General features: G+C 51.2%; 20 protein-coding genes. 8 read left to right on the top strand and 12 right to left on the bottom strand.

What is annotated here, in order from left to right:
* Window positions 1-28: 28 nt before the first annotated feature.
* Window positions 29-1,060 carry a hypothetical protein gene (locus H141_RS0111080; protein WP_019676338.1) on the top strand — a complete coding sequence of 344 codons (1,032 nt, stop codon included), beginning with the start codon at window positions 29-31 and terminating at the stop codon, window positions 1,058-1,060.
* Window positions 1,061-1,064: 4 nt separating this feature from the next.
* On the opposite strand, the gene H141_RS0111075 is transcribed toward H141_RS0111080, so the two are convergent.
* Complete coding sequence (locus H141_RS0111075; protein ID WP_026349395.1) at window positions 1,065-1,514, bottom strand: MarR family winged helix-turn-helix transcriptional regulator; 450 nt, start codon at window positions 1,512-1,514, stop codon at window positions 1,065-1,067.
* A gap of 143 nt (window positions 1,515-1,657) precedes the next feature.
* On the opposite strand from H141_RS0111075, the gene H141_RS0111070 reads away from it, so the two are divergent.
* Together H141_RS0111070 and rlmF are read left to right on the top strand one after the other, a co-directional pair.
* Window positions 1,658-2,074: an organic hydroperoxide resistance protein gene (locus tag H141_RS0111070; protein ID WP_019676336.1), complete on the top strand. Its 417-nt coding sequence runs from the start codon at window positions 1,658-1,660 to the stop codon at window positions 2,072-2,074.
* A 104-nt stretch (window positions 2,075-2,178) separates the two neighbouring features.
* Entirely contained in the window at window positions 2,179-3,075 is an 897-nt protein-coding gene (rlmF, locus tag H141_RS0111065; protein WP_019676335.1) for a 23S rRNA (adenine(1618)-N(6))-methyltransferase RlmF, read from the top strand.
* Window positions 3,076-3,110: 35 nt separating this feature from the next.
* Here the strand turns inward: rlmF and H141_RS0111060 are convergent, their stop codons facing one another.
* Window positions 3,111-4,151, bottom strand: coding sequence for a DUF2804 domain-containing protein (locus H141_RS0111060; protein ID WP_019676334.1), 1,041 nt, complete (start codon window positions 4,149-4,151; stop codon window positions 3,111-3,113).
* A gap of 270 nt (window positions 4,152-4,421) precedes the next feature.
* Between H141_RS0111060 and H141_RS0111055 the strand changes: the two genes are divergently transcribed.
* Together H141_RS0111055 and H141_RS20150 are read left to right on the top strand one after the other, a co-directional pair.
* Window positions 4,422-6,062 carry a S41 family peptidase gene (locus H141_RS0111055; protein WP_019676333.1) on the top strand — a complete coding sequence of 547 codons (1,641 nt, stop codon included), beginning with the start codon at window positions 4,422-4,424 and terminating at the stop codon, window positions 6,060-6,062.
* The gene (locus tag H141_RS20150) at window positions 6,062-6,457 is read left to right on the top strand and encodes a hypothetical protein (RefSeq protein WP_019676332.1); all 396 of its coding nucleotides are present in this window, start codon (window positions 6,062-6,064) and stop codon (window positions 6,455-6,457) included. The genes H141_RS0111055 and H141_RS20150 overlap by 1 nt, the downstream gene beginning before the upstream one ends.
* 33 nt (window positions 6,458-6,490) lie before the next feature.
* On the opposite strand, the gene H141_RS0111045 is transcribed toward H141_RS20150, so the two are convergent.
* From H141_RS0111045 to H141_RS0111030, 4 genes are all read right to left on the bottom strand, one after another.
* A complete protein-coding gene (locus H141_RS0111045; protein ID WP_019676331.1) occupies window positions 6,491-7,111 on the bottom strand; it encodes a DUF6445 family protein in 621 nt (206 codons plus the stop codon).
* Window positions 7,112-7,186: 75 nt separating this feature from the next.
* Window positions 7,187-7,687 (bottom strand): Mpo1 family 2-hydroxy fatty acid dioxygenase, encoded by a 501-nt coding sequence (locus H141_RS0111040; protein ID WP_019676330.1) that lies wholly within the window; start codon window positions 7,685-7,687, stop codon window positions 7,187-7,189.
* A gap of 76 nt (window positions 7,688-7,763) precedes the next feature.
* On the bottom strand, window positions 7,764-8,453 hold the full coding sequence (locus tag H141_RS0111035) for a Crp/Fnr family transcriptional regulator (RefSeq protein ID WP_019676329.1): 690 nt from the start codon (window positions 8,451-8,453) through the stop codon (window positions 7,764-7,766).
* 92 nt (window positions 8,454-8,545) lie between these two features.
* Window positions 8,546-9,286 carry an endonuclease gene (locus H141_RS0111030; RefSeq protein WP_019676328.1) on the bottom strand — a complete coding sequence of 247 codons (741 nt, stop codon included), beginning with the start codon at window positions 9,284-9,286 and terminating at the stop codon, window positions 8,546-8,548.
* 291 nt (window positions 9,287-9,577) lie between these two features.
* Here H141_RS0111030 and H141_RS0111020 point away from each other — a divergent pair, with 291 nt between their 5' ends.
* A complete protein-coding gene (locus H141_RS0111020; RefSeq protein ID WP_019676327.1) occupies window positions 9,578-10,987 on the top strand; it encodes an alpha-amylase family glycosyl hydrolase in 1,410 nt (469 codons plus the stop codon).
* Between the two features lie 71 nt (window positions 10,988-11,058).
* A complete protein-coding gene (locus H141_RS0111015) occupies window positions 11,059-11,472 on the top strand; it encodes a c-type cytochrome (RefSeq protein ID WP_019676326.1) in 414 nt (137 codons plus the stop codon).
* 79 nt (window positions 11,473-11,551) lie between these two features.
* Here H141_RS0111015 and H141_RS0111010 read toward each other — a convergent pair whose 3' ends face one another.
* From H141_RS0111010 to H141_RS0110990, 5 genes are all read right to left on the bottom strand, one after another.
* Window positions 11,552-13,276, bottom strand: a complete 1,725-nt coding sequence (locus H141_RS0111010; protein ID WP_019676325.1) for a hypothetical protein — start codon at window positions 13,274-13,276, stop codon at window positions 11,552-11,554.
* A 189-nt stretch (window positions 13,277-13,465) separates the two neighbouring features.
* On the bottom strand, window positions 13,466-16,681 hold the full coding sequence (locus tag H141_RS0111005; protein ID WP_240473120.1) for a DEAD/DEAH box helicase: 3,216 nt from the start codon (window positions 16,679-16,681) through the stop codon (window positions 13,466-13,468).
* Window positions 16,682-16,821: 140 nt separating this feature from the next.
* Entirely contained in the window at window positions 16,822-18,534 is a 1,713-nt protein-coding gene (locus H141_RS20145; protein WP_019676323.1) for a type IV pilus assembly protein FimV, read from the bottom strand.
* A 28-nt stretch (window positions 18,535-18,562) separates the two neighbouring features.
* Window positions 18,563-19,369, bottom strand: a complete 807-nt coding sequence (locus H141_RS0110995) for an outer membrane lipoprotein-sorting protein (RefSeq protein ID WP_019676322.1) — start codon at window positions 19,367-19,369, stop codon at window positions 18,563-18,565.
* Window positions 19,356-21,668: an efflux RND transporter permease subunit gene (locus H141_RS0110990; RefSeq protein ID WP_019676321.1), complete on the bottom strand. Its 2,313-nt coding sequence runs from the start codon at window positions 21,666-21,668 to the stop codon at window positions 19,356-19,358. Before H141_RS0110990 ends, H141_RS0110995 begins: the two co-directional genes overlap by 14 nt.
* 187 nt (window positions 21,669-21,855) lie before the next feature.
* On the opposite strand from H141_RS0110990, the gene H141_RS0110985 reads away from it, so the two are divergent.
* On the top strand, window positions 21,856-23,361 hold the full coding sequence (locus H141_RS0110985) for a YifB family Mg chelatase-like AAA ATPase (RefSeq protein WP_019676320.1): 1,506 nt from the start codon (window positions 21,856-21,858) through the stop codon (window positions 23,359-23,361).
* A 147-nt stretch (window positions 23,362-23,508) separates the two neighbouring features.
* Here the strand turns inward: H141_RS0110985 and pyrC are convergent, their stop codons facing one another.
* Window positions 23,509-24,540, bottom strand: coding sequence for a dihydroorotase (pyrC, locus tag H141_RS0110980; RefSeq protein ID WP_019676319.1), 1,032 nt, complete (start codon window positions 24,538-24,540; stop codon window positions 23,509-23,511).
* Between the last annotated feature and the right edge of the window lie 226 nt (window positions 24,541-24,766).

Raw genomic sequence — 24,766 nt, 5'->3', positions numbered from 1 at the left:
TATCATCACTAAATAATAAGGAAGCTGCATGGCTGTATTAAAAACAGTGGCGCGCGGTACCGTTAAACTTTTGCTGGGTTTGTTATTGTTGCTGATCGGGTTATATCTGTTATTACTGGCAATAAACTGGCAGGATGCCAAACCTAACGATGCCAGCCTGCATATGCAAAGCCTGCTGCAACCACCGCCAATCCCGGCAGCGCAAAATGGCTACCAGCACTTTGTTGCCCATCATGCCAATAATGAACTGCGGCTCTCCGAGTCACTGCAGCAGCTTTACCACCAGTGTAACCAGCAAGACTGTGCTGAGGCGCTAACCGCCAAAACTGATTTAGCTAAGCTGATTGCTGAGCATCGTCAACTAATGGAGTTTTATCAGCAATTACTACAATACCCGCAGTGGCAAGAGCCGCCACCCACTCTGCAAGACATCCCACTTTATCAGGGTTTATTGCATGGCCAAAGATTACTACTTTGGCAGGCCTGGCTCGAGGCTCAGCAGGGCAATAACAAACAGGTTAAAACTGCACTGACGGCAGATTACCAGTTCTGGCAAACCGTGTTGACTAACAGCAATAGCCTGATCACCAAGATGGTTAGCACCGCAGCGCTCAAGCACCATTTTCAGTTTGCTCCCGAGATAATCAAGCAACTGCCCAAAGCGCAACGCCCGGCGGCGGTGCCGGCTGCCTGGGCGAGTGCCATTAGTGATAAAGCCTTGAGTCTTGAGCTGGTGATGGCGGGTGAATGGCATTTTGGCGCTGATATTTTAGCTGACACCTGGCTAGATAATCCTGATGAGAGCGAGAATCAAAGCGTTTTTGAGACAGTTTTTGTCCGGTTAGCTCGCCCGCTATTTCTGCTGCAAGACACCAAAAACGTTCATGCACAGCAGCTTTTAAAGCAAGATGAACAGGCGACTTACCCCTGGTACAGCTGGCTGCGCAACCCAAGCGGCAGGCTGTTGGTAGCGTCCAGTGTTCCGTTTTATTCTGACTACAGGCAACGGCTGCAACAACTTGAACCATTACGCTTACAGGCATTACAACAAGCTGATTAACTGACTAAGAGCAACTGCAACTGGCCGCTGCACTAATTTGTTGTTGTAGCTGCTGGGCCAGTTGGCGCAACTGAACCAGCTGATTATCTTCCATTGCCACCTGGCAGCGCAGGGCCTGCATTACACCGCTGACTTTTTGCTGTAATGCTCTACCCTCTGCACTCAGCACCACCTGCTTTACCCTTTCGTCATCCTGGCTGGCCACCCGCTGCAGCAACTGCTTTTGCTCCAGCTTTTTGACTAACGGCGTTAAGGTACCAGAATCAAATAACGTTGCCCGGCCAAGCTTTCCTAAACTGATATTGTCTTGCTGCCATAACGCCAGTAATACCACATACTGCGGGTAAGTAAGGTCAAATGGCTGCAGTAGCGGTCGGTACAGCCGCACCATCGCATTGGAAACACTATACAAGGCAAAGCACAATTGCTGATCCAGTGGCAGGGTTTGGCTCATTTCAGGGTCCGGGTTGGCTTACTAATTGTGTGCAGTATAGCGCCCTGAAATTACACAGTACACAATTAACTTGCGCACAAGATACTTGCATGCTATTTTATTTTGGTGTTGTTAATCATTAAACCTTAATCAGGGAGTTAATTATGGATATTCTTTATAAAGCAGTTGTTACCTCTACCGGCGGCCGTGATGGCGAAGCAAAGTCAGATGATGGCCTGTTAGCAGTTAAACTATCAGCACCGAAGCAACTGGGTGGCAGCGGCGGCGCCACCAACCCGGAACAACTGTTTGCTGCCGGTTATTCAGCCTGTTTTATTGGTGCCTTAAAAGCGGTAGCCGGCAAAAGCAAAACCAGCCTGCCAGATAATTTAAGCCTGACTGCAGAAGTCGGCATTGGCAAAATTGAAGGCGGCTTTGGCTTAGACATTGATTTACATATCAGCTTGCCAGGTATGGATAAAGCAGCGGCTGACCAGCTGGTGGAGCAGGCGCACCAGGTTTGCCCTTACTCAAACGCCACCCGTGGTAATGTTGATGTCCGTTTGCATGTAACGGTATAACAAACTATTTTAACGCCTGAGGTCAGCTGACTTCAGATAATACCATTCGCAAAGCCATACTGGAATAACGTAAACTGCCAGCAAAATAAGTTACTGCAGTCACTATGACCACTATGACAAAATCAGCCAAGCTGCACCCCCGCAACCCGCATCAGGGCCGTTACGACTTAACGGCGCTAAGCAAGGGCTATCCCCCGCTGCTGGTACATCTGACCGTAACGCCTGGTGGTGAGCAAACTATTAATTTCAGTAACCCCGACTCGGTGCAGGCGTTAAATGCGGCGCTGCTGCAGCATTACTATCAGATTAACCACTGGCAACTGCCGCCGGGTTACTTGTGTCCGCCTATTCCGGGGCGGGCCGACTATATTCACTATGCCGCAGATTTACTGGCCGGGCCCGCTGGCGTGCCAACAGGTAAGCAAATCAGCATGCTGGATATTGGTTGTGGTGCTAACCTTATTTATCCAATTATTGCCAGCCGCAGCTATGGCTGGCGCTGTGTCGGCACCGATATTGACCCGCTGGCGTTAACCGCTGCGCAGCTGATTATTGATAGCAACTCAACATTAAAAGGCCAGATAAGCCTGCGCCGCCAGCCTGATAGCAACAGCATCCTGCGCGGTATCATTCAGCCCGGCGATGTCTTCGCGTTAACCGTTTGCAATCCGCCATTTTACAGTTCAGCCACCGAGGCTGCCGCTGCCAATCAACGCAAAAGAGCTAATCTGAAATTGCCTGACAGCCCACAGCAACGCAACTTTGCTGGTCAGCAACATGAATTATGGTGTCCGGGTGGTGAGTTGGCGTTTATCAAACAGCTTATTAGTGAGAGCGTTGAGTTTGCCAGCCAGGTTGGCTGGTTCAGCAGCCTGGTATCACAACAAAGCCACCTGAAAGCCCTGCAGGCTGCTGCGCGCCAGGCTGGTGCAGCTGAGATTAAACCAATTAACATGCAGCAGGGCCAGAAAAGCAGCCATCTGCTGGCCTGGCGTTTTTAAGTTTTTTGTTAGCAGATGCTTTTCCGGTAAGGAGTTTACCAGCGGGCGAAGTGATCTTCTGCCAGGCCCTGCTGGCCGTTAAAATTAATTTGCTGGCCGTCACTAAGGGTTATCGTGCCATGCCAGCTGCCGCAATATTGGCGGAAGTTACTGGCAAGCAGCCCCAGGTTCAACCGCTCTTGCCGTTTGGCCGCCGGAATAAACTGCAGTTGTATCGCACCACAGTGGCTGGTGAGCTGCCAGGGCGTATCTGGTTTAAGCCTGTTAAAACTAAAATGCACGGCTGGCAGTAAATAACGCTTACCATTTAACCAGCAGCAGTTTTCAGTGGCACCGGTTTCGTTAACCCCAGCCGCCAGATTAAAACCAATTTTATCGCTGCCGCTATAGCCACTTAAACTACCCCAGCGCCAACTGGTTTCCCGGCGCATATAACCTGCCGAAAAATCATAACCACCCAGCGCACCCGCCACGTCAACAGGTTGTTGCTGCTGTTGAATATCTCCTGTTACCTGCAACCCGTTATGTTTTTGAGTGTAAGTCCAGCCGTTGTAGCCTGTTGGTAAACACAGAGCCAGCGGTTCGACGATTTTACCGGGGCTTAGCAATAAGTCGGCATTCAGTTGTTTACTTTGCAGAGCCAGTCGCCAGCTATAGCCACAGGGCTCAATCCAGATCCGGTTATTCCCGCCTGTTATGGCCGCTACCCCAGCGGTGGGTGAGCTACTCATCTGGCTATGCCGCCCTAACGGTTGCAGCAGCTTAAACTCGGTTAAACTGGCGGTACTGCTCTGATAAAAGTAGGCAAAGCCAGAGCACAGGTAGCGGATATCGGCAATCGCCGCCGCCAGTATCCAGTCCGGGTGGCTGACGCTGACAAACTGAAACTGCTTGTAATGAGCCCAGCGCGCTAATCTGGATGCCGGTTTATCCATGGCAGTGCGATAATCAAAATCTGCTACACCCAGCTCAGTGGCCGGCTGACCGAAAATGCCAAATTGTGGCTGACCGTCGGCCTGAATAAGCCTGAAAGGTGCGGGTTGCGGGCTGACTTCAGCTGATACAGAGGCGACCATGGCAGTTCCTGAACAAAATATTTGCTGTTTAATCTAAGCTTAAACAGAGGGCTAAGCAGCCATTTATTGTAACAAAACATGTAGTTCAGCGATTTTACCCGATTTTATAGGCGGTTAGCGCCACACTGCAACTTAATTTATTAATTGCCGTTTTGCTACGATTTTGCTAAATTTCAGCCCACTGGAAATTACATTTACCCCGCTGTTTTGTTAACAACTTAACAAGCATCGTGGCCCTTCATTTTTTGACTAATGGTGGTAAGGATAACCATGTTTAAACGCAGCTTGCTGGTCTCATCTGTTATTTTACTCACTGCCTGTGGTGGCGGTGGCTCTGGCAACACCGCTGGTACCGGCGGCACTGGTGGCTCTGGCGGCGGGTCTGGCGTTAGTGCTCCCACCTGGACAGCAGGGGTATTTGCGGCAGAAAGTAACTTTAAAAATTACTGCGCCACACCACGGACCGGCACCGATCCGTATAACGACAACCAGCCTTATCCCGACCGCGCAGGCGCCAGCATGCATGAAAAAATGTGGTTGCGTTCGTGGAGCAATAATACCTACTTATGGTATCGCGAGTTACCTGACAATAATCCGGCCAATTTCAGTACCGTTAAAGCCTTTTTCGATCAACTCAAGACCGACGAACTGACTGACTCGGGCGCCGCGAAAGACAATTTCCACTATTCCGAAAGTACCGCCAATTATCGCCAGCGAACTCAGTCTGGCGTTAGCTCAGGTTATGGTATCAGCTGGTCAGTTGGCAGCACTACGCCACCGCGGTCACTTGTTGTAAAGTATACCGAACCTCAGTCTCCAGCGGCTAACTCCAATATCCTGCGTGGAGCTGCTCTGATAGAAGTTGATGGGGTTGATTTTGTAAATGAAGGCGGTCAAGCAGGTGTCAATATAATTAACGCCGCGCTATTCCCAGAGAGTGCTGGTGAACAGCATGAATTTGTATTTTTAACCAATGACGGTCAAACCCTGACCGTTGCCATGACCTCGGCCGATGTTGCCAGCAGCCCGGTGCAAAATGTTAAGGTACTGGATACCAGCGCCGGCAAAGTAGGTTATTTGCAATTTAACAGCCATATTGCCCTGGCGCAGCCGCAACTGATCAGTGCTGTTAACAGCTTTGCCGATGCGAATGTTACAGAGGTTGTTCTCGACTTACGCTACAACGGCGGTGGTTTGCTGGCGCTGGCTTCGCAATTTGCTTATATGGTAACTGGTGATGCGATTATTCAGGACCGGATATTCGAGAAAACCATCTTTAATGATAAGCACCCGAACCGCGATCCGATAAACAACCGGCCACTTAGCCCGATGCCGTTTTACGGTTTTGAAATTGACTATGAAGGCGGCCTGTTAACCAGCACTCCGTTGCCAGCATTGAACCTGAACCGGATTTTTGTATTATCAACCGGCGATACCTGTTCGGCCAGTGAAGCATTTATTAACGGCTTACGCGGTATCGATGTTGAAGTTATTCTGATTGGCGATAAAACCTGTGGTAAACCTTATGGCTTTTACCCAACCGATAACTGTGGCACCACCTATTTTACTATTCAGTTTAGCGGCGCCAATGCCAAAGACTTTGGCGAGTATGCCGACGGTTTCGTTCCTACCCCGGCACCGGTATTTGCTGCTGATGTAAAGGGTTGCCAGGTAGCGGATGACTTCTCAGCCCAGTTGGGTGACCCGAGTGAAAGAATGCTGGCCAGCGCGCTACATTATGCTGCCAATGACAGCTGCCCTATGGGTGTGGCCAGCCAAAGCCTGAGCCAGCAGCAGCGTATTAGCGATGACAGTGGTTTGAGCATTCAGCGTCAGGATCCGAGGATGAAAGCCTTTCTGCTGGAAAATAAACTTAATCAGCCGATTAAGCCTGCTAAGGACCCGCAATAATGCAGCGTGGATCACTATTAAGCGTCAGCCTGCTGGCTGGCATTAGCGTGCTGGCAGGTTGTAGCATGACCCAGGCTGAGCCACAGCCAGCCCGGCTTACGAATATGAGCCCGGCGGTAAAAGCAGAGTTACAACAAGCTATCATTGAACTGATTGGCGGTGAGCCGGTAAAACTGGCCGACAATGCGTTTGTAAGTAGTCATCAGCTGTTGCTTGAACAAGCCATTTTACGTGACCCGCAAGGCCGGCCCATTATGGGCCGTCACCAGCAGCCAGCTATTTTACTGGAGCTACAACAAGTTGATGAGCAGTGTCTGCTCAGCCACCCGGCCAGCGGTCGCAGCGTGCAGCTAAGCACTGGCCGCTGCCAGCCTAGCGCAGCTGCAGAAGAGTAATTTCACAACAATAGTTGTTGCCAGGCCAGGCTGTTAACGCCTGGCGGCGGCAGCGGAGGCAAAAAACATCAGATAAACCATTCTGGAGTTTTCAAGAGTGGTACCAAAGGATTCCCCCGCCGAGTGCCAGAGCCAGGGCCGCAGTAAAATAAGCCGGTTAAAGCGCATTGGGATCCTATGCGTCATCTCCCACTTCGAATCATCGTTGGTATCAGTGTCCAGCAAGTCTGCAATCCACTGCTTGGCTGAAGGCGCACCAAATCTTTGCATCGACTCCTGATCATTGTAAGGAACACGCTCAGTATTGGTGGCTTTATGCCGGAAGAACTCAGTACCACCTCTGCAATCTTCTGGTCGCGATAAATACAAAATACCAGACCAGTGTGAGCTATCCACATGCACTTTTGCCTTACCGACATCATTAGCCGACGCAATCCGGAATTTGCCATGCGCCTGATTATGCGCCATTGCCATTAGCGGTTCACCAACCAATCTTGACACCTGGTTATTGAGCCCTTCAAGATTTACCCGCTGTGTTGAATTCCTGCCCGGATAATTTCCCTGCACCTCAGGATAAGTTAAGCTAAGGCCTGCGTCGCGCAGCTGATGAGGATTATCCAGAAAATCGTCTACCACAATAAATGATGTCGGCACTTTATAATTCCTTGATTATTTTTTTAAGCCCAGTCTAGGCTGTCAGCCGTTGCCAGATCAACCCGTTTAGCAGGATTAGTGGATCTTACCGGCGATTTGTTCGATTTCGTGCTGCAACTCTTTTCGTAGCCCCAGAATAAAACCAATTTCGGCAACAACAAATAACGGGCCAACAAACAGGCCAACAATATCATCGACAAAAGCCGGCTTTTTGCCTTCATAATAATGGCCGATAAACTGCAGTATCCAGCCCGCAATAAACAGCCCCAGTGAGCTGCCAAGCCAGATAGCAAAAGGCTGAGCCGCCAGCAAGGTTGCCAGAGCAAAACAGCTGCCGCTAACCAGCAGCATTACCAGACCAAAGCGTAAATCAAGCCGGAAGTAAAAAATCGCTGTGGCGATAAACAGCAACAAGGCCGGGGTAAGCATAATATCCGATAGGCTTACCAGCGGTAGTGACAACAAGCTGAATATCGCCACCACTATTAACGGTATGCCAACATAGTGAGTACGGATATTACGCTGGTCGCGATGATACAGCGCATACTGGCTCAGGTGTTCAGTCAGGGTTTTCATGGTTATTTACTCCGGTTAATGCGGGAGTACAGCTTAGCGAAGTGAAAAGCTAAAAACTGTCAGCTAGCCGACATTGTTATTGCTCAGTGTTATTACTCAGTTCTGCCAGTGATTTTAATGCCGCCATATCCAAAATTTCAATTTTGCCGTAAGCACTGCGCACAATATGCTGCTGCGCCAGGGCCTGTAATTGCTGATTTATGGTCTGGCGCGACAATGCCAGCAATTGGCCCAATTGTTCTTGTTGAATAGGAATAAGCCAGCGGCCATCGGCTTGCTGATGCACCCGGCATAACATCAACAGTCGCCTGGCAAGCCGCACCTGGCTTGATTGCAGGCTGATATCTTCCAGCACCTGAAATACCAGCCGTACTTTATTGGTAAGCAACTGGCCAAAACTGCGCCACCATAATGGTTGCTGTAACAACTGCTGTAACGCCGCCGCACTGAGATGCAACAGGATACTGTCAACGCTGGCGGTGGCATCGTGGGTGCGGGGCTTTAAATCAAATAAGGCAATTTCGCCAAACCAGTCGCCCGGCTCAATTATGGTTAACAGCGCCTGCTGTCCATGACGGTTCACTCCTGAGATCAAAATAGCCCCTTCAACCAATGCGTAAATGCCATCAAAGCTGTCACCCCGGGTAAAAAGACGCTGGCCTGCCGCCAGCAGGCAAACGGTAGCCTGCGCAAGCAACTGCTGTTGCTGCGTTTCGCTAAGCGAATTAAACCAGATACTGTGCTGTTTTAACGGATTATGCGGCATGGCTGATCCTGTCGATAAGAAAAATCACTCTGACCCATTTTTAAGTGGTTAATATCACTATAGTTTAGGTTAAGCGGTGCCGCTGTGATTTACTAATAACTGACGACTAAACCATAACCTGTTGGGCGATAACCCAGCTGCCACTCCCGATTGCCGCTGATAAAAGGGTTATCGTGGCCCATATGCTGACGAGTGCGCTGGTTTAGCTGCAACTCTGCCGCACTTACCGGGTCTTGTTTATGCCAGGCCATAAACAGTTGTTGCTGAGCGCGTGACAGCGTCAGGTTATATTTGTCGGCCATATAAAAGTAAGTACGGGCAATATCGCCCCTTACCTGCATCGGGGGCTCGAACACCCGCTGCTTAAAATCGACCTTGACCGGGCAGGCGCCGTGTTGTACCGGCGCAGCAGGCAACACACCAAACCGATAATTACTGCGATCACCATTGACCTCACCTATCGCCGGTACCAGATTGTATAAATCTGCTTCCATCATCCGGAATACGCTGTCTGTCTTCACGCAGTTTTTGCGGCCACCGTTTTGCCAGCATTGACGCTGATGGCCAAAATGATGGGCCGGTACCACATGCTCCCATTCAATCCGGTTTGCCCGCGGGCCGTTTTTGCGTACCTGATAACCACAACTTTTCAGGTCGGGAATGCCCTTATTGCCCTGCCAGCGAATCGGGCAATCGCAGTAAAAGCTGCTGGTCCCGGGCGCGTGGATCAACTGCGCCAGCTTTTTTGCCTGATCAAAATTGGCTGGTGCCGCCTGAATTACAACTGACAACAGCAGCAGTAAGCTGCTGCCAACAAAAGAAAATAACTTCATTCACTACCACTTACTTCAGTGAAACTGCCGGGTGCTTACTATAACCCGAAGCATGCTGAGTTATCACGCGGTTCCATTGCCCGTTTTGCCCTAAGCCGGCTGCCGAACGTTCCCATTATTTATAAACTGTAAATCATTTGTCATTTTGGCGTGAAATAACAATATTTCATGGCAACAGCTAAGTATGCTGAAGTTGTGTTAAAGGGGTCTGGTTGTCACTAACACTTCGCTGGCTATGCTGGCGGCTCATGCACGGATGTCTTGCAAAACAATAAATTACAGGACGAAAACATGCGAGCTTTTACCTTAACTTGTCGCAGTATGCTGCTTGGCATATTGCTGTTTATCACGCCACAGGCACTGGCTGACGTTATTTTACATGCCTTCGACTGGCATTATAACGAGGTAGCTAACAGGGCCGAGGAAATAAAAAATCTCGGTTATAAAGCGGTACTGGTTGCCCCACCATTGAAATCTAACGCCGGTAACTGTGCCTGGTGGCAACGTTATCAGCCACAGGATATTAGGGTTATTGACCACTGCAAAGGCAATAAGCAATCATTTCAGGCGATGATTAATGCACTGAACGACAGTAACCCGGCACGGCGGGTAGAGGTTTATGCCGACATCGTTTTAAACCATATGGCTAACGAGCGCAATGGTGCCACTGACTTCCCCGGCCAGGCAGCGTTAAACAGCTATGCCGGCAACCCCGGCTATTGGAATAATCAGCGGCTGTTTGGCAATTTGAGCCAGGGAATATTCAGTCCCTGGGATTTTAACCCGGCTAACTGTATTCAGAATTACAACGATGTCTGGCAGGTGCAGAACTGGCGTTTATGCGGCGGTGGCGGTGATAGTGGCTTACCCGATTTAAACCCTAACAGCTGGGTATTGCAGCAACAACGTAGCTACTTGCAGGCCCTTAAAACCATGGGCGTAAAGGGTTTTCGGGTCGATGCTGCCAAGCATATGACCATCTGGCATATTAACCAGATTTTCACTGCTGATATCAAAAACGGCATGTATGTATTTGGCGAAATTATTACCAGCGGTGGCGCTGGCAATAATGAATACAGCAGTTTTCTGGCACCTTATTTACAATATACCGATCATAAAGCCTACGATTTTCCGCTATTTGAAAGCCTGCGCCGGGCGTTTAACCCCAGTGGCAGCATGAATGAGCTGGTGAACCCGCTGGCCTATGGCCAGGCACTGGCCAATAACCGGGCGGTGACATTTACCATTACTCATGATATTCCAACAAACGATGGCTTTCGTTACCTGATTATGGACCAAACCGACGAGTACCTGGCCTACGCTTATGTGATGGGCCGGGATGGCGGTAAACCGCTGGTGTTCAGCGACAGCACCGGTACTGACAATAACCGTTGGCTTAATGCTTATCGTGCTACTTTTATGCAGCGGATGATTAATTTTCATAACCGGATGCAAGGCCTGGGTATGGAAGTACTGGCCTCGAGTAACTGCGCTATATTATTCCGCCGCGGCCAGCAAGGGGTGGTTGGCATTAATAAATGCGGGAGTCAGGTCACCTTTAATGTTAACACCAATGGCCGCTTTTACTGGTACCGCACTTACCGCGATGTGCTGAGCGGCGGCGCGACCTTCAGCATTAGCGGCAGTAATCATAGCTTCAGCATTCCGGCCCGCCAGGCCAGAATGTGGTATGCCGACTAACCTTAAGTGGTATTTGCTGGGCTTTTTTCAGGCATTATGGCAGGCTGAAGCAACCAATTTCAGGAGCTGTTATGAACCAAGCCTTAGCCCCCACCAGACGTGTAACATTATTTACTGCAGTAACTGTTATGGCGCTGAGTAGTCTCAGCGCCTGTACCGACCCCACCCCCGATGCCAGTCAGCAGCAACTTACTGCCAATCTGACTGAGCCACAGCGCCAGCTGTTTGAGCAGGGCCAGCTGAAAGCATATAGCTGCGCCTCCTGCCATGGCCGTAATGGTGTATCCAGTCATCCTAATTACCCCAGCCTGGCCGGCCGTAGCGAGCAGGAGTTAGCCAGCGCGTTAGCAGCCTATCGCAGTGGCGAGCGTAAACATGCGCTGATGACCCCGCAGGCCCGCGGTCTGAATGACGCCGACATTAGCGCGCTGGCATTCTATTATTCACTGCAAACCGCACCAGCTGCTGCCGCAACAGCTGATTGATCCTCCAGATTAACCGGCATAAATAATAAGGGCAGCCGATGGCTGCCCTTATCTACTGTTTTATCGCTGTAGCCCAGGCCTATTTAGCCTCACCCATTGTCATCTGACTATGCATAACCACGCCTTGCTCATCAATATCCATATTAACCTGCACCTGCATATTCATTTCGGTTAACGAGCTGAACTCTTCAGGTACTGGCTGGCCAGTGGCTTGCATCGACTCAGCCATAATGCCGAAAAACCGCGCATAATCCATACCAAAACTCAGCATGCCGTTTTTCTCAATCGCCTGCTGCAGCGTGGCTTTAGCCTGAGCTGTGCCTTTATCACCGGCATACACTACCAGATGCGAATCATTGACCTGCAGCATTGGCGTTACCCCAAAGGCATCCAGCATCGGCAGCACGCTGTTTAATGCCAGCTCTTCACCGTCGGCTGGCAGAGTAATTTCAGCCATGCCAGGCACCATACCTTTTAAACCTTCCAGATAACTGCGGGCATTTTTTACCGTTACGCTAAGCACCGCATCAATCGCCGAAACCTGCATGCTGTTTGGGTCCATCGCCAGATCATTAATGGTTATCGACGCGCCCTGCACACTATGCACCATAGCACCGGCCGCCAGCATTGCCATCGGGTTTGCCTGTCGCATTTGCTGCTGCAGCGCTGCCAGTTGCGGGCACTGATATGCCGGCTGGGTTAAACCACGCCAGATTTTAGTTATCGCTGGCGCAAATTCAGCCATATCCAGTCCCAGTGCAAAGCTGAATACTGAGTTATTCACACCGTCAGCAACATGACCTGGTACAAAACCACGGATGCTACTAAGTGCTTTTACCGTATCCTGGTTGCTGGTTGGCACCAGCATTTTGCTGCGCATATGCGTTTGCTTGCCAGCTTTACTGGCAATGTTGCTATCAAGATAAATCCCAGGCCAGCTGTTGGTAATACTGGTTAAATCCTGCTGACACTCGGCAGTTTGCCAGGGTTGCATAGCTGCACTGAGTTGCGGGCTGGCCAGTAATTGCATATCGTTTGCCAGGCGGTTGCCATCGGTTGTGGTCAAGCCGGTTACAAGTTGTTGAAAACTGATAAAACCAATGGCATTTGGGTTCAATTTATAGTCAGACGCCATCTTCGCCAGCTGGTTGTCACTGACAATGCTGCGCTCAGGTTTGGCAGTCAACAAAGCCAGCTGACGGGTTTGTTCACTCTGGGTTGGCAACACCAACGCCATATTACCCCAGCCATCGGTTACCGATACCAGCAGTTCAGCGCTGAATTCTCCAAAGTTGAATTGGTAAGAACGAAAACCGCCGGCAGCTCCGGTAATAGCCTGATGGCTAACGCCACTGGCCTCTTCAGCTCGATTAAATAATTGCCAGAACGCGTCTTCATTGGCCAGTTCAATTCGCATTACCGGCGCCAAACCAACCATGTAGCTAAGTGAGCGCACTTGCGGCTTAATTCCGGTGACGACTTCTAACTGCTCTGGTTGCGCCAGAGCCCGCATATAATCACCAGCTAAACTCAGTAAAAAGCGTAGTTGCGGCTGGTCAGTATTGGCAGCAAACTCCGCTAACTGCTGCTGACTGGCGTCACTGTAATAATCCGGGCTTAAACCGAAAGCATTTAAATAAGCGATTAAATCTACCGGCTCTAACTGTGCTGACAGAAATATGGTATCGGCCGGCACATATTCCAGTTCGGGGTGATCACCCGCTAAGCTGTCCGTTTCGGTGAGTTTGATATAACCATAAATTGCGCCGGCAATAATGGCCACCGCAACGAGTAATTTACGCATCACTGACTCCTTGGTATTGTAATTAAATCCTGATTTTAACTTCTGGGTTGTTAGTTTCGCTTGCCGAATGATGCATTGCACCGAGCAGGATAAAAACGCATCAATATTACATTCTTAACTGCTTAATAACAATGTTACAGCTTCAGCTTTTGCAGGTTGCGGCCAGCGCTATGCGCCGTCAGTTGACAGCTATTCGTCACTGGTAAACAGCGCCAGCAAATCTGCCGCCTCACCCTGCCACAGCTGGCCTTTACTGCCGCCTAACATCTGATCAGCCAGGCCCTGTTTAAAGCTTTGCAATTGTTGTACTTTTTCTTCAACTGTATTGCGGGCTATCAGTTTATAAACAAACACTGCCTTATCCTGGCCAATCCGGTGAGCCCGGTCGGTTGCCTGTTGCTCTGCTGCCGGGTTCCACCAGGGGTCGTAATGAATAACGGTGTCAGCAGCGGTCAGGTTTAAACCGGTTCCCCCGGCTTTCAGGCTGATCAGAAATACTTCAGTTTCGCCATTCTGAAACGCATCAATCTGGGTCTGACGCTGCCTGGTCTGGCCGGTTAACTTGCTGTAGCTGATGCCCATATACTGCAGCTCCTGCTCGATCAGGTGCAGCATACTGGCAAACTGACTGAATAATAAAATACGTCGCCCTTCTTCCAGCATCTCAGGCAGGGTGTCGCGCAACCATTGCAACTTAGCGTTATGGCGCACGCTCTGCGCCTGTTCTATCGGTACCAGCCTGGCATCACAACATACCTGGCGTAACTTTAACAAGGCATCTAAAAATTCGATCTGGCTGGCAGCCACCCCTTTGCGGACAAACAGCTCCCGCACCTTGGTTTCCATAATTAAGCGGATACTTTCGTACAGGTTGCGCTGATCTGCTTCCAGTTCCAGCAGCTGGACTATTTCGGTTTTTTCCGGCAACTCAGTGGCTACCTGACTTTTGGTCCGGCGTAGCATAAAAGGCGCTATTTTCTGGCGCAGGACCCGGGCCCGCTCAGTATCACCATGTTTTTCAATGGGCTTGCGGTACACCTGGCTGAAATGTTGCTCGGTACCCAGCAATCCGGGCAGCACAAAATCAAATAGCGATTTTAACTCGCCCAGATGGTTTTCCAGTGGTGTACCGGTTAACGCCAGGCTAAAGTCGCGGTGCAATACCCGCACGCTTTGCGCGGCCTGGCTGCCGGCATTTTTAATATGCTGGGCTTCATCCAGCACCACCACACTGAACCGGTGCTGGCGATATAAGGCAATGTCACGTACCAGCAACGGATAACTGGTAACGATTAACTGATAATTGGCCATCTCATCAAACAGTGGCCGGCGTTTTGGGCCATATACCTGCAGTACTTTTAAATCCGGGGTAAAGCGGCGGGCTTCCTGCTGCCAGTTACCCAGCAAGCTGGTAGGACAGACGATTAGCGCCGGTTGGTTCAGTTCGCCCTGCTGGTACTGTTTCAAAATAAAACTGAGGGTTTGTAAGGTTTTACCCAGCCCCATATCATCGGCAAGTACCCCACCTAAACCATACTGCTTGAGAAAAGTAAGCCAGTTTAAGCCTTGCTGCTGATAACCCCGTAGCGTGGCCTGCAGCTTATCAGGCAGCGCCACATCGGTTATACCACTAAAATTGTGCAGTTGCTGATTCAGGCTGGCCAGGCGGTTGGCATTTAAATATTGAATCTCTGCCGCGCCCGGTGGTGGCAGAATCGCCGCTTTGTAATCTGGCAGCTCCAGAGTAAGCGGCGCTTTATGCATATTCAGCAGCTCAACAATAGTGTCGATTAGCGGCTGAATTAAGGTCATTGGCAGGGCCAGTTTACCTTGTGGCAAACTAAGCCAGATTTGCTGCTCTGCTCCTGGCAGGCCGTTCTGGCGCAGCCACTGGCTGATCAGCGGCAATAGTGGCACTTGCTGGCCATCAATATCTACCTGAATACCCAGTTCGAAGCCGGTTTGTTTACCGTCTTTTACCTGCAAGTAAGGCGTAGCGGCCAGAATATCCAGATTAAAATCAGTGTCCTGCTCGACCAGCCAGCCATCATCCCGCAAGCTGTCCAGCTGTTGCAGCAAGGGCTGCCACAGTTCAGGGTTATCCGGGCCATCACCTACCCCAAAAGCAGCCTGCCGCTCATTTGGCGCAGGCAACGGTGGCAGGCTTAGCAAATCCAGTTCCAGCAGCACCTCCAGCGCAGCGGTTTCACTGGCCCGGTGTCGTTTTACAAAAAAAGTGCGGGAGCTCTGCTGCACTTCAGTTTGCGATGCCTGTAAATCCAACGGCAACCGTTGTTTATCGTAGTCAAAACTGAGTAAAGCCACCGGTTCCTGCCGACCCTTGCTGTGCCGTGGCAACATTTTTAACTGCAGTACCGGCGTCGGCTTAACATTAATTTGCTCAACGCCCAGCCCGGCTGGCATCGGCAGGCTGATTTTTGGCAATAATTGCTGCAACCGGCCCAGCCGGCTTTGTAATAGGGCAGCCGGCGCTGGTGGCATTTTTGATAACAGTTTTAATTCACGGCCGCTAAGTGGCGTGTTAAGTAAGCCCAGTTGATAATTGTCTGTATCCAGATAACAGGGCGGATCGGTAAACACCAGTACACTGTTATGATCGTCACCAATTTGCCAGCCAAGTTGCTGGCCGGCCTTACTGTTATGCCAGCTTAACTCCAGTGGCCGTTGCTCACCCCAACTCAGTGGATAACGGGCCTCGCTGAACATGCATCGCTCAGTTGCCAGTAATTGTTGCAGTAGCTGGTAGCCCCAGTTGTCTTCCAGCACTGATTGCTCGGCCAGATTATGACTGCGAAACAAGGTTAACAACTGATAGTCACTCTCGCTCAGCCAGGCCGGTGGCTGCGGACTGACTAAATCATATTTGCCGATGGCCTGGCCTTTGGTAAAGCCACCTTTTTTCATCAGCCTTACCCGGCGTGGATACAACTGTAGGCCAGCCTGACCATAGCTCAGCAAATACAACACGGTATCGCCGCTGTCATCACGCGCCGGTTGCTGTAACTGCTCCAGTTCGTTAAACCAGTTATCCAGTTTTAATTGCGGCAGCTGTTTTATCCGCAGCTGCTGCTGGGCATAATCACGCTTTAAGCGCAGTAAAACCGCTAAAATATGTTTACAGCGATGGCCGACCGGACAGCTGCAGCTGTCGCGCAGCGACCAGCCATTGTCGGTTTGGGCCAGCACGATATTTTGCCGGTACGGCGAGAAACCGGCGCCCCATACCTGGGCGCTGACCTGACTTAAATCGTCGCTGTATTCCAGCTTTACCACTTTACCAGCCTGTAAGTAGGCACGGGCCCGGTGCATAGTTGCACTATCAAACCATTGCAACAAGCGGTCTTCATCCAGTGGAAAGGCGTGCTGTTCAGTCGGGCTATTCAAAATATGGTTAACTCTTACGAAAGTGACTTCTGGCGACAACATTAGGCCTGGCGCCAACGAAAACCCCCATGCTAGCTTACTTTGGCAGCAGACCAAAGCGTCTTCGTAACTTGTTGGTAGTTTTTCAATAAAATGGCGGGTTAAAAATAATAATCGAGGCTAAGCTCCAGGTAGTCGTCCTGGCGCAGGTTATACAGCACATCACTGATATCGTCAGTTTGAAACAGCCAGGCATTCAGCCGCAACCGCAGGCTGTTGGTTAAGCGCATCGACGCTTCCAGTTTAGCGCTGCGGCTGCTACTGCGATCTAAATCTTGTAATACACCAAGCAAGATTTCACTGCCAGCCACATCGTTCAGTGCCAGACGCCAGCCAATAAACAGATCGTTCTGGCCGGTAACGGGTGCCTGCAAGCCACGACTGTCATATTGATACTCAGCTATCCAGCCTAAATCCCAACTGCGGTTAAACACCCCTACCCGGGTATATTCATAGCCGGCGGTAGCGGCGACAAACTCCTGCGGCCCACTCTGCCGGTAAATGCTTTCCAGCTTCCATAGCCAGTCACCAGCCACATACTGGGCATCGACGCCAATTTGCTGCATCTGGAAATAATAAGGTTGCAGTTGCTGCGTTGCCGGTTGTGGCAGTAGCAGCGGTTCACGGCTATTACCGGCAAAATAGCTCAAGCCCAAATCAAGCGAACTGAAGCGTTGCGACCAGCGCAGAGCAAAGTCGGGATTGTTGCGCTTATCGCTGGATTCATACAAAGCACTAGCATGCTCAACCGGCCAGGGTGCTGTCAGCCGGCCTGCCGGATCGGCAAACAAGCGTTCACGGAAATAGGGCATTAAGTACAGCTCGAGCGTGCCGGCACTGTTCCAGCCTTTATAGCTAAGCATCGGCTGGCCCAGCCGCGATTCCATTTCCACCCCGCCAACCATATCTACCTGGTTAATCACATCAACCAGCCGCTGTGACTCAGTTACCCCCCAAAACACAATATCGTTACCGGCTTTGAATTCCCAGTTACGGCCAGCATAACGCCAGTAAGCCTGCTGCAAGTCCAGCAAATTGCTGGCACTGTCTCGCTGGTGCCAGCGTAAAAACGGTGTTAGCTGAAAACTATGCACCCCATTGTCATCCTGCCACGACCAGTCTGATAGCAGACTAACCAAAGTATGGGCCCGCGCCTGGCCAGTATTACCGGTCTCAGCAAAATAACGTTGCTGCACGGTCAGCTGATGTTGCTGGCGTAAATTAAAGCCGCCTGACGGCGCGCGCTCTGCTGCCGCTGCAGCAAGCTGTGGTCTGCTGGCTGCAGACGTAGTGCTGCTCTCTGTTCCGGCAGTTGGCTGCTGAGCGGGCACAGCTGCAGCTTCAGAGCCTGCTGTTTCGGGTTGCACTTCAGGGGTTGCTGTTACGGGGGCTGGCACAGCTGGTACTGGTTTAACTGCCGCCTGGCGGTTAACGGGCTGTGCCGGTTGGACCGCTGTCGCTATCTGCCCCCGGATAGCCTGATAATACCAGGCTCTGGCCTCAGTGACGCCGGTGGCCAGCATTTTGCTGCGACTGGGCACCTGCAGCACACTGCCGGCGCGCAACTTGTTAATATCGCCATCAACAAAGGCGGCGGGGTTGCCCTGCCATAGCGCATAAACAACCTGCGGCATACTAACAGCGTCATCCGGCCGGGCCTGCACCGCCAGCCGCCACAGAGTATCGGTTTTCGCTACCGGACCAAGCTCTGCCGCCTGCACCGTACTGCTAAGCGCAGCTGTGGTAACGAGCATGGTTGCCAGCAGCAAAGGGGCAACTGAGCCCCGGATAACCTGATATAGCAACGTTGTCATACTACCTCGGTTTGATTTGTGTCGGCGCTCAACGCAGCCGCTCCAGCACGTTAACATCGAAATCAGCAGCGCTACGACCAACATTAAACTGCAGCTCCTCTACCACCAGATCTGTGCTTTTACCGGTTTGATGATTTTGCATCCGCAGCAACAGCGGCCGCCAGTATTTATCCAGATACAGTTTATAATCACTGGCCAATAAAGTTTTCAACAGACTTTGTTTTTTATCGTAAAACTCAATTTTCTGCACCCGGTAGTGCGCTTTATCGACCCAGGCAATGGTTTTACTGTAGCCAGAGAATTTATCAGTGGGGATCCGTTCAATCACGTAACAGATGACGCCATTCACTTCTTCTTCGCGTAAATAACGGAACTGATATTTCGCCAGTTCAAATGACGACATATCTTCATAGGCAAATTCGCTGGCCATAAAAGGGCCGGATTTATTGCGACTGGCAATGCGCCGGGTCCGGTTTATCGCCGGTAAATATAGCCACTGGTCGTCTTCGGCCGTAGGGTGAGAGTGGCTAAGAAAGGCGGAGCCTCTCACATCCCGGGGTTCATCAAAAATAATCAGCGATTTATCGCCATCGTCGATCACCTCCAGCGCCAGGGTACGCATCCGCCGGATACTTTCATTGCCACTGGAATCGCGCAGTACCATCAGCACTTTGCTTTCGCTGTCCCCCCAGCCGGTATCGCGCTGTTTCTGCTCGGTAGCAATTTGCAGCCCTTTGTCGCTACCGGCATCAGTAGCAGCATGCGCTGGCAAACCCAGCAGCAGGCCAATAACCAGTATTAACATGCCAGTCTGGCTGATATTAAGCTGAGGCATCAGTTTTATACTCCTTTGCATCAAATTTTAGCAGGCAAGCCGGCAGGAACAGAAAATCGATAATTAACGCCACCAGGATCACCAGCGCCGTCAGCATCCCCATATCAGAATTTAGCCGGAAGCCAGACAACATCAATACCGCGAAACCTGTTACCAATACTACCGTAGTGATCCATAACGCCCGGCCTACGGTGGTAAAAGCATAGCGTATTGCCTGCTCGGTTGCCTGCCCTTCCACTCTGGCCGCCCGGTATTTACTGAGAAAGTGCACAGTATCATCCACAATGATCCCAAGGCTCATTCCGGCTACGACCGACAGCGCCAGGTTAATTTCACCACTTAGCAGCCCCCATAAACCAAAAGCGACCAATGCCGGGGTAATATTAGGGATCAGGCTTAGTATCCCCAGCCGCCAGGATCGCAAACTAAATACCAGTAACAGTGAGATTAACACCAACGCCAACGGCAGGGTTTGCAGCATCGACGCCATATTGCGCTCGCCAATATGGGCAAACATCAGCGCGGTACTGGCGGCACTGGCACTATAAGCGCCGGCATGTTCGGCCAGATAGGCCAGGGCGCGGCTCTCAAAAGCGGTAAGCTGTTTACTACCAAGGTTTTGTAAGCTGACGGCCAGCCGGGTAGCGCTTTTATCCAGGTTCAACTGGTTATTTAAGTCCAGTCCAAACGGCAATGACATTTCATACATCAGTAAGTATTGGGCGGCCTGTTGCTGATTGTCTGGCAGACGGTAGTATGCCGGGTCGTCCTGATGCATGTTTTTATTCAGTCGCTTCATAGTGTCAGTAATGCTGTTGACATGCAGCACTTCCGGCTGACGCTGCAGCCACTCCGTAAACCCGGCTACCACCGCCAAAAACTCAGGCTGGTTTACTGCACTGGCTTCATTGCCAGCGATAACAAAATCAACAGTGGTGGCCCCGGTCAGGTTCTGCTCCAGAAAATCATTGGCCTGGCGAAACTCTGTATCGGCAGAAAAATACTTTACCGCTTCATCATTAATCGTATTAAGGCTAATCAAGGCGCTACAGCCAATAATCAGCACGCTCATACCCCAGAACAGCGGTTGTTGGCGGCGGATCACCATATTAGCCAGCCACAACATGGTTTTATCGGCACTTCCGGCCACACTGTGCTGGCGCTGACCGGCGCTGATTGGCAAAAACAACAGCAATGCAGGTAACAATACCAGGCTGAACAAACAGGCGAGCATCACGCCGACGGCCGTCATATTGCCTAAATCGCGCAGAATCGGTACTTCAGAAAAATTCAGGGTTAAAAAGCCAATAGCCGTAGTGGCACTGGTAATAAATACCGGCATGACATTGCGTTTCAAGCTGTATTGTATTGCCTGGAGCCGGCTGTCACCGCGGCGCAGCGCAAACTGCATTGTGGCAATCAGGTGTACTGAATCCGCTACTGCCAGGGTCATTAAAATGGTTGGCACGTTAACGGTGGCGGTACTTAAAAACAGCCCGGCCCAACCGGCCAGCCCCAGGGTGCTGACCACGGTCACCACAATAATCACCAGGGTGGCCAGCGACGCCAACACCGAACGCAGTAGCCAGGCCAGCATTAGCAAAATGGCCGCAAACATAACGGGGATCAGGGTTTTAACGTCGTTTTCAGCCTCATAAGCAAAGGCATAATTCATCGCCACCACGCCACTGACATGAAAGTCGGTATCCGGCTGCGATGCTTTAAAGGTATCGAGCATGCCAGAGACGGCCAGCCATACTTCTTTTACTTCCTGCTGCAGATTGTGCTCGGGTAACTGCAGGGTAATATTAATCGCAGTAACCGCGCCATCGCCGGACACCAGGCGCTGCACCAGCACCGGCTCATTCAGCGCTACTTGTGCTATTTTGTTAAGTTCAGGGCCGGTCAGCCCGAGATCTTCGCCAACCAGATCGGCAACCCATAAATCATCATCTATCGCTTCGGTGTGCTGATAATTACTCAGCGAATCTACCCGGATAGAATAAGGTGTTTGCCAGGCGGCCTCAGTTAACTGCCTTACCAGACTCAGGGTTTGTGCGCTGAACACCTGTTTATCAGCGGGCGCGATGGCAATCAGGATATTGTCACTTTTATTAAATTGTTGCTGCATTTGTTCAAACGCCAGCAACTGTGGATTATCGTCAGTAAAGAAGATCCGGTAATCACCACGAAAATACAAATTGCCAATACCAAAGCCGCTGCCAACAATAAACAGCAGCGATAAGGCCGTGACAAGGCGTGGATAAGCCAGAATATGCTGTAGCCAGCGCTGAATCATCTGTAACTACCTTTAGTTGACGTTAATGGCATGCCGGTTAGCCTCTCAGCTTAGCAGGCAATTACCAAAGCAGGGAATAACCAACTGTATTCATATTGCTTTTGTTAGCTTAGAACACCGAAACTTGCATTAAATTAACATTATGCTAAACATAATGCAGTGTTTATGTAAAAATATCGGAGACAGGATGTCACTGGCTGTTGTCTACAGCCGGGCCCGCCACGGCCTGGATGCCCCACTGGTTACCGTAGAAGTACATATCAGCAATGGTTTGCCTGCATTTCAGTTAGTTGGCTTACCTGAAACTTCGGTAAAAGAATCGCGCGACCGGGTGCGTAGCGCCATGGTAAACAGTGGCTTTGCCTTTCCCGATCGCAAAATCACCGTTAACCTGGCGCCGGCCGATTTACCGAAAGAAGGCGGCCGCTTCGACTTGCCAATAGCCCTGGGAATTATTGTCGCCAGCGGTCAGCTCAATGAACAGAGCACCGGCAATTACGAGTTTTACGGCGAGCTGGCATTATCTGGCGAAATACGGCCAATTCTCGGGGAAATCCCGGTGGCAGTTGCCTGTCGCGATGCGGGCCGGGCCGCACTGATGCCAATGTTAAATGCTCAGCAGGCGCAGCAAGTACCCAAAGCAAAAATTCATGGCGCCGAGCATTTGTTGCAGGTGCATAGCTTTTTACTGGCGCAGCAGGCGTTACCGGCCATACCGCCGCTCCCCGAACGGCCAGTGCAGCATATGCCGGATTTAGCCGATGTCCGCGGCCAGGGGCATGCTAAACGGGTGCTGGAAATTGCCGCCGCCGGTGAGCACAATATGCTGATGCTGGGCCCGGCCGGTACCGGCAAATCGATGCTGGCGCAGCGCCTGCCCGGCATTCTGCCAGCCCTAACCGAGCAGGAAGCACTGGCTACGGCAGCGATCTATTCGATTGCCGGCTTGCAACGCAACCTTACCGACTGGCAGCAGCGGCCGTTTCGCAGCCCGCACCATACCAGCTCTGCTGTGGCATTAGTCGGCGGTGGCTCGGTACCGCGGCCCGGTGAAATATCCCTGGCTCACCACGGGATCCTGTTTTTAGACGAGTTGCCCGAATTCCCGCGCAAGGTGCTGGATGTTTTGCGCGAGCCGCTGGAAACAGGGATCGTTCACATATCACGGGCGGCCCGCCAGGCCGAGTTTCCGGCCCAGTTTCAGTTAGTGGCCGCGCTTAATCCCAGCCCAACCGGCCACCATGAAGATGGCCGCGCTACGCCCGAGCAGGTAATGCGTTATTTAAACCGCTTATCGGGGCCTTTTATTGACCGGATAGAGTTACAAATTGAAGTGCCGTTACTGCCCAAGGGCATGCTCAGTCAGCAGCATAGTTCAGAAGAAAGCAGTGCCAGGGTCAAACAACGGGTAGTCGCAGCACGTGACATTCAGCTGGCCCGCCAGGGTAAGGCCAATGCCCGGCTCAGTGGCAGTGAAATAGCCGACTTTTGCCCGTTAAAACAGGACGATGCCCGTTTTCTGGAAGACACTATTCACCGCTTTAAGCTGTCGGCTCGTACCTATCACAAAATTATTAAAGTGGCCCGCACTATCGCCGATTTGCAGCAACAACCACAAATCAGCCGCGCTCATCTGATGGAAGCGCTCAGCTACCGCGCTCTGGAGCGGCTGCTGAGCTACTTAAAGAACTAATCTACGTGAACAGGTCTATGTGAGCAGGAATCGTTGTACTCTAAGGCAACCGTTGCAGGCCCGGATGGCCGAATCGAGCCCCCAGGGACGGGTTCACGGCGTGTTGACGTGAGTACATCGGTTCGTGCGATTCTGCAAAACTCAGCATTAAATCAATTTCCAGTTAAGGGTTTCACCGGCATAAAACGGTACTATCGGGTTGCCGTTGGGCAGAATAATTTCACTAGGCACCTGCCACTGCTGCTGTTGCAGGGTCACGGTTCCACTGTTGCGTGGCAGGCCGTAAAAGTCGGCGCCGTAATGGCTGGCAAAGCCTTCCAGTTTATCCAGACAACCTAACTCATCAAATACCTGAGCATATAGCTCTATCGCACTGTGGGCGCTGTAACAACCGGCACAACCACAGGCTGATTCTTTGCGGTGCTTTTCATGTGGTGCCGAGTCAGTACCGAGGAAAAACTTCGCCGAACCGCTGGCTACGGCTGCGCGCAATGCCTGCTGATGAGTACGGCGCTTTAACACCGGCAAACAGTAATTGTGCGGCCGCACGCCGCCTACCAGTAAGTCGTTGCGGTTTAGCAGTAAATGCTGTGGGGTAATGGTAGCGGCAACATTACTACCAGCCTCGCTGACAAAACTGGCGGCATCGGCAGTGGTAATGTGTTCAAACACTACCTTCAACTGCGGCAACCGCGCCACGATATGCTGTAGATAGCGGTCAATAAACACCTTTTCCCGGTCGAAAATATCGATATCGTGATCAGTAACCTCACCATGGATCAGTAGCAGCATGCCTTGCTCTGCCATTACTTCAAACACCGGATACAATGAGTCCAGCGCACTTACTGCCGCATTGGAATTGGTGGTTGCCCCAGCCGGATAAAGTTTGGCTGCCACCACACCGGCCGCTTTGGCATCGATAATTTGCTGGCGGCTGGTTTTATCAGTTAAAAACAGGGTTAACAGTGGCTGAAAATTGCTACCGGCCGGGCGGGCTGCCAGAATACGCTCACGGTAGGCGACGGCCATATCAGCGGTGGTTACCGGCGGCACTAAGTTGGGCATTACAATAGCGCGGGCAAACTGACGGGCGGTAGCCGGTACCGTTTCCTGCAGCATATCACCATCGCGAAAATGCAAATGCCAGTCGTCTGGGGTTTGAATAGTTAATTGGCTCATCAGCAGCTCCGGGCAGGTCAGAAAAGATGGGCGTTATAATAGCAAGGAATTGGCACCGGTGAAATCGACCATTGGCGGAAATCGAGCATTGCCGGAAATAGTGGGCCGACCTTTTAATTTTGGTGGCGCCTGGTTTAATTTGGCTGTGGTTGTTTAAACCGGCCCCGGCAATTTGCTACACTGGCTGTAAACAAGCTAATCACCACAACTTGAGTAACCACAACCC

This window comes from Arsukibacterium perlucidum DSM 18276 (genome assembly GCF_000382165.1).
GTDB lineage: Bacteria > Pseudomonadota > Gammaproteobacteria > Enterobacterales > Alteromonadaceae > Alishewanella > Alishewanella perlucidum.
This window is presented reverse-complemented; position numbering and strand designations above follow the sequence as displayed.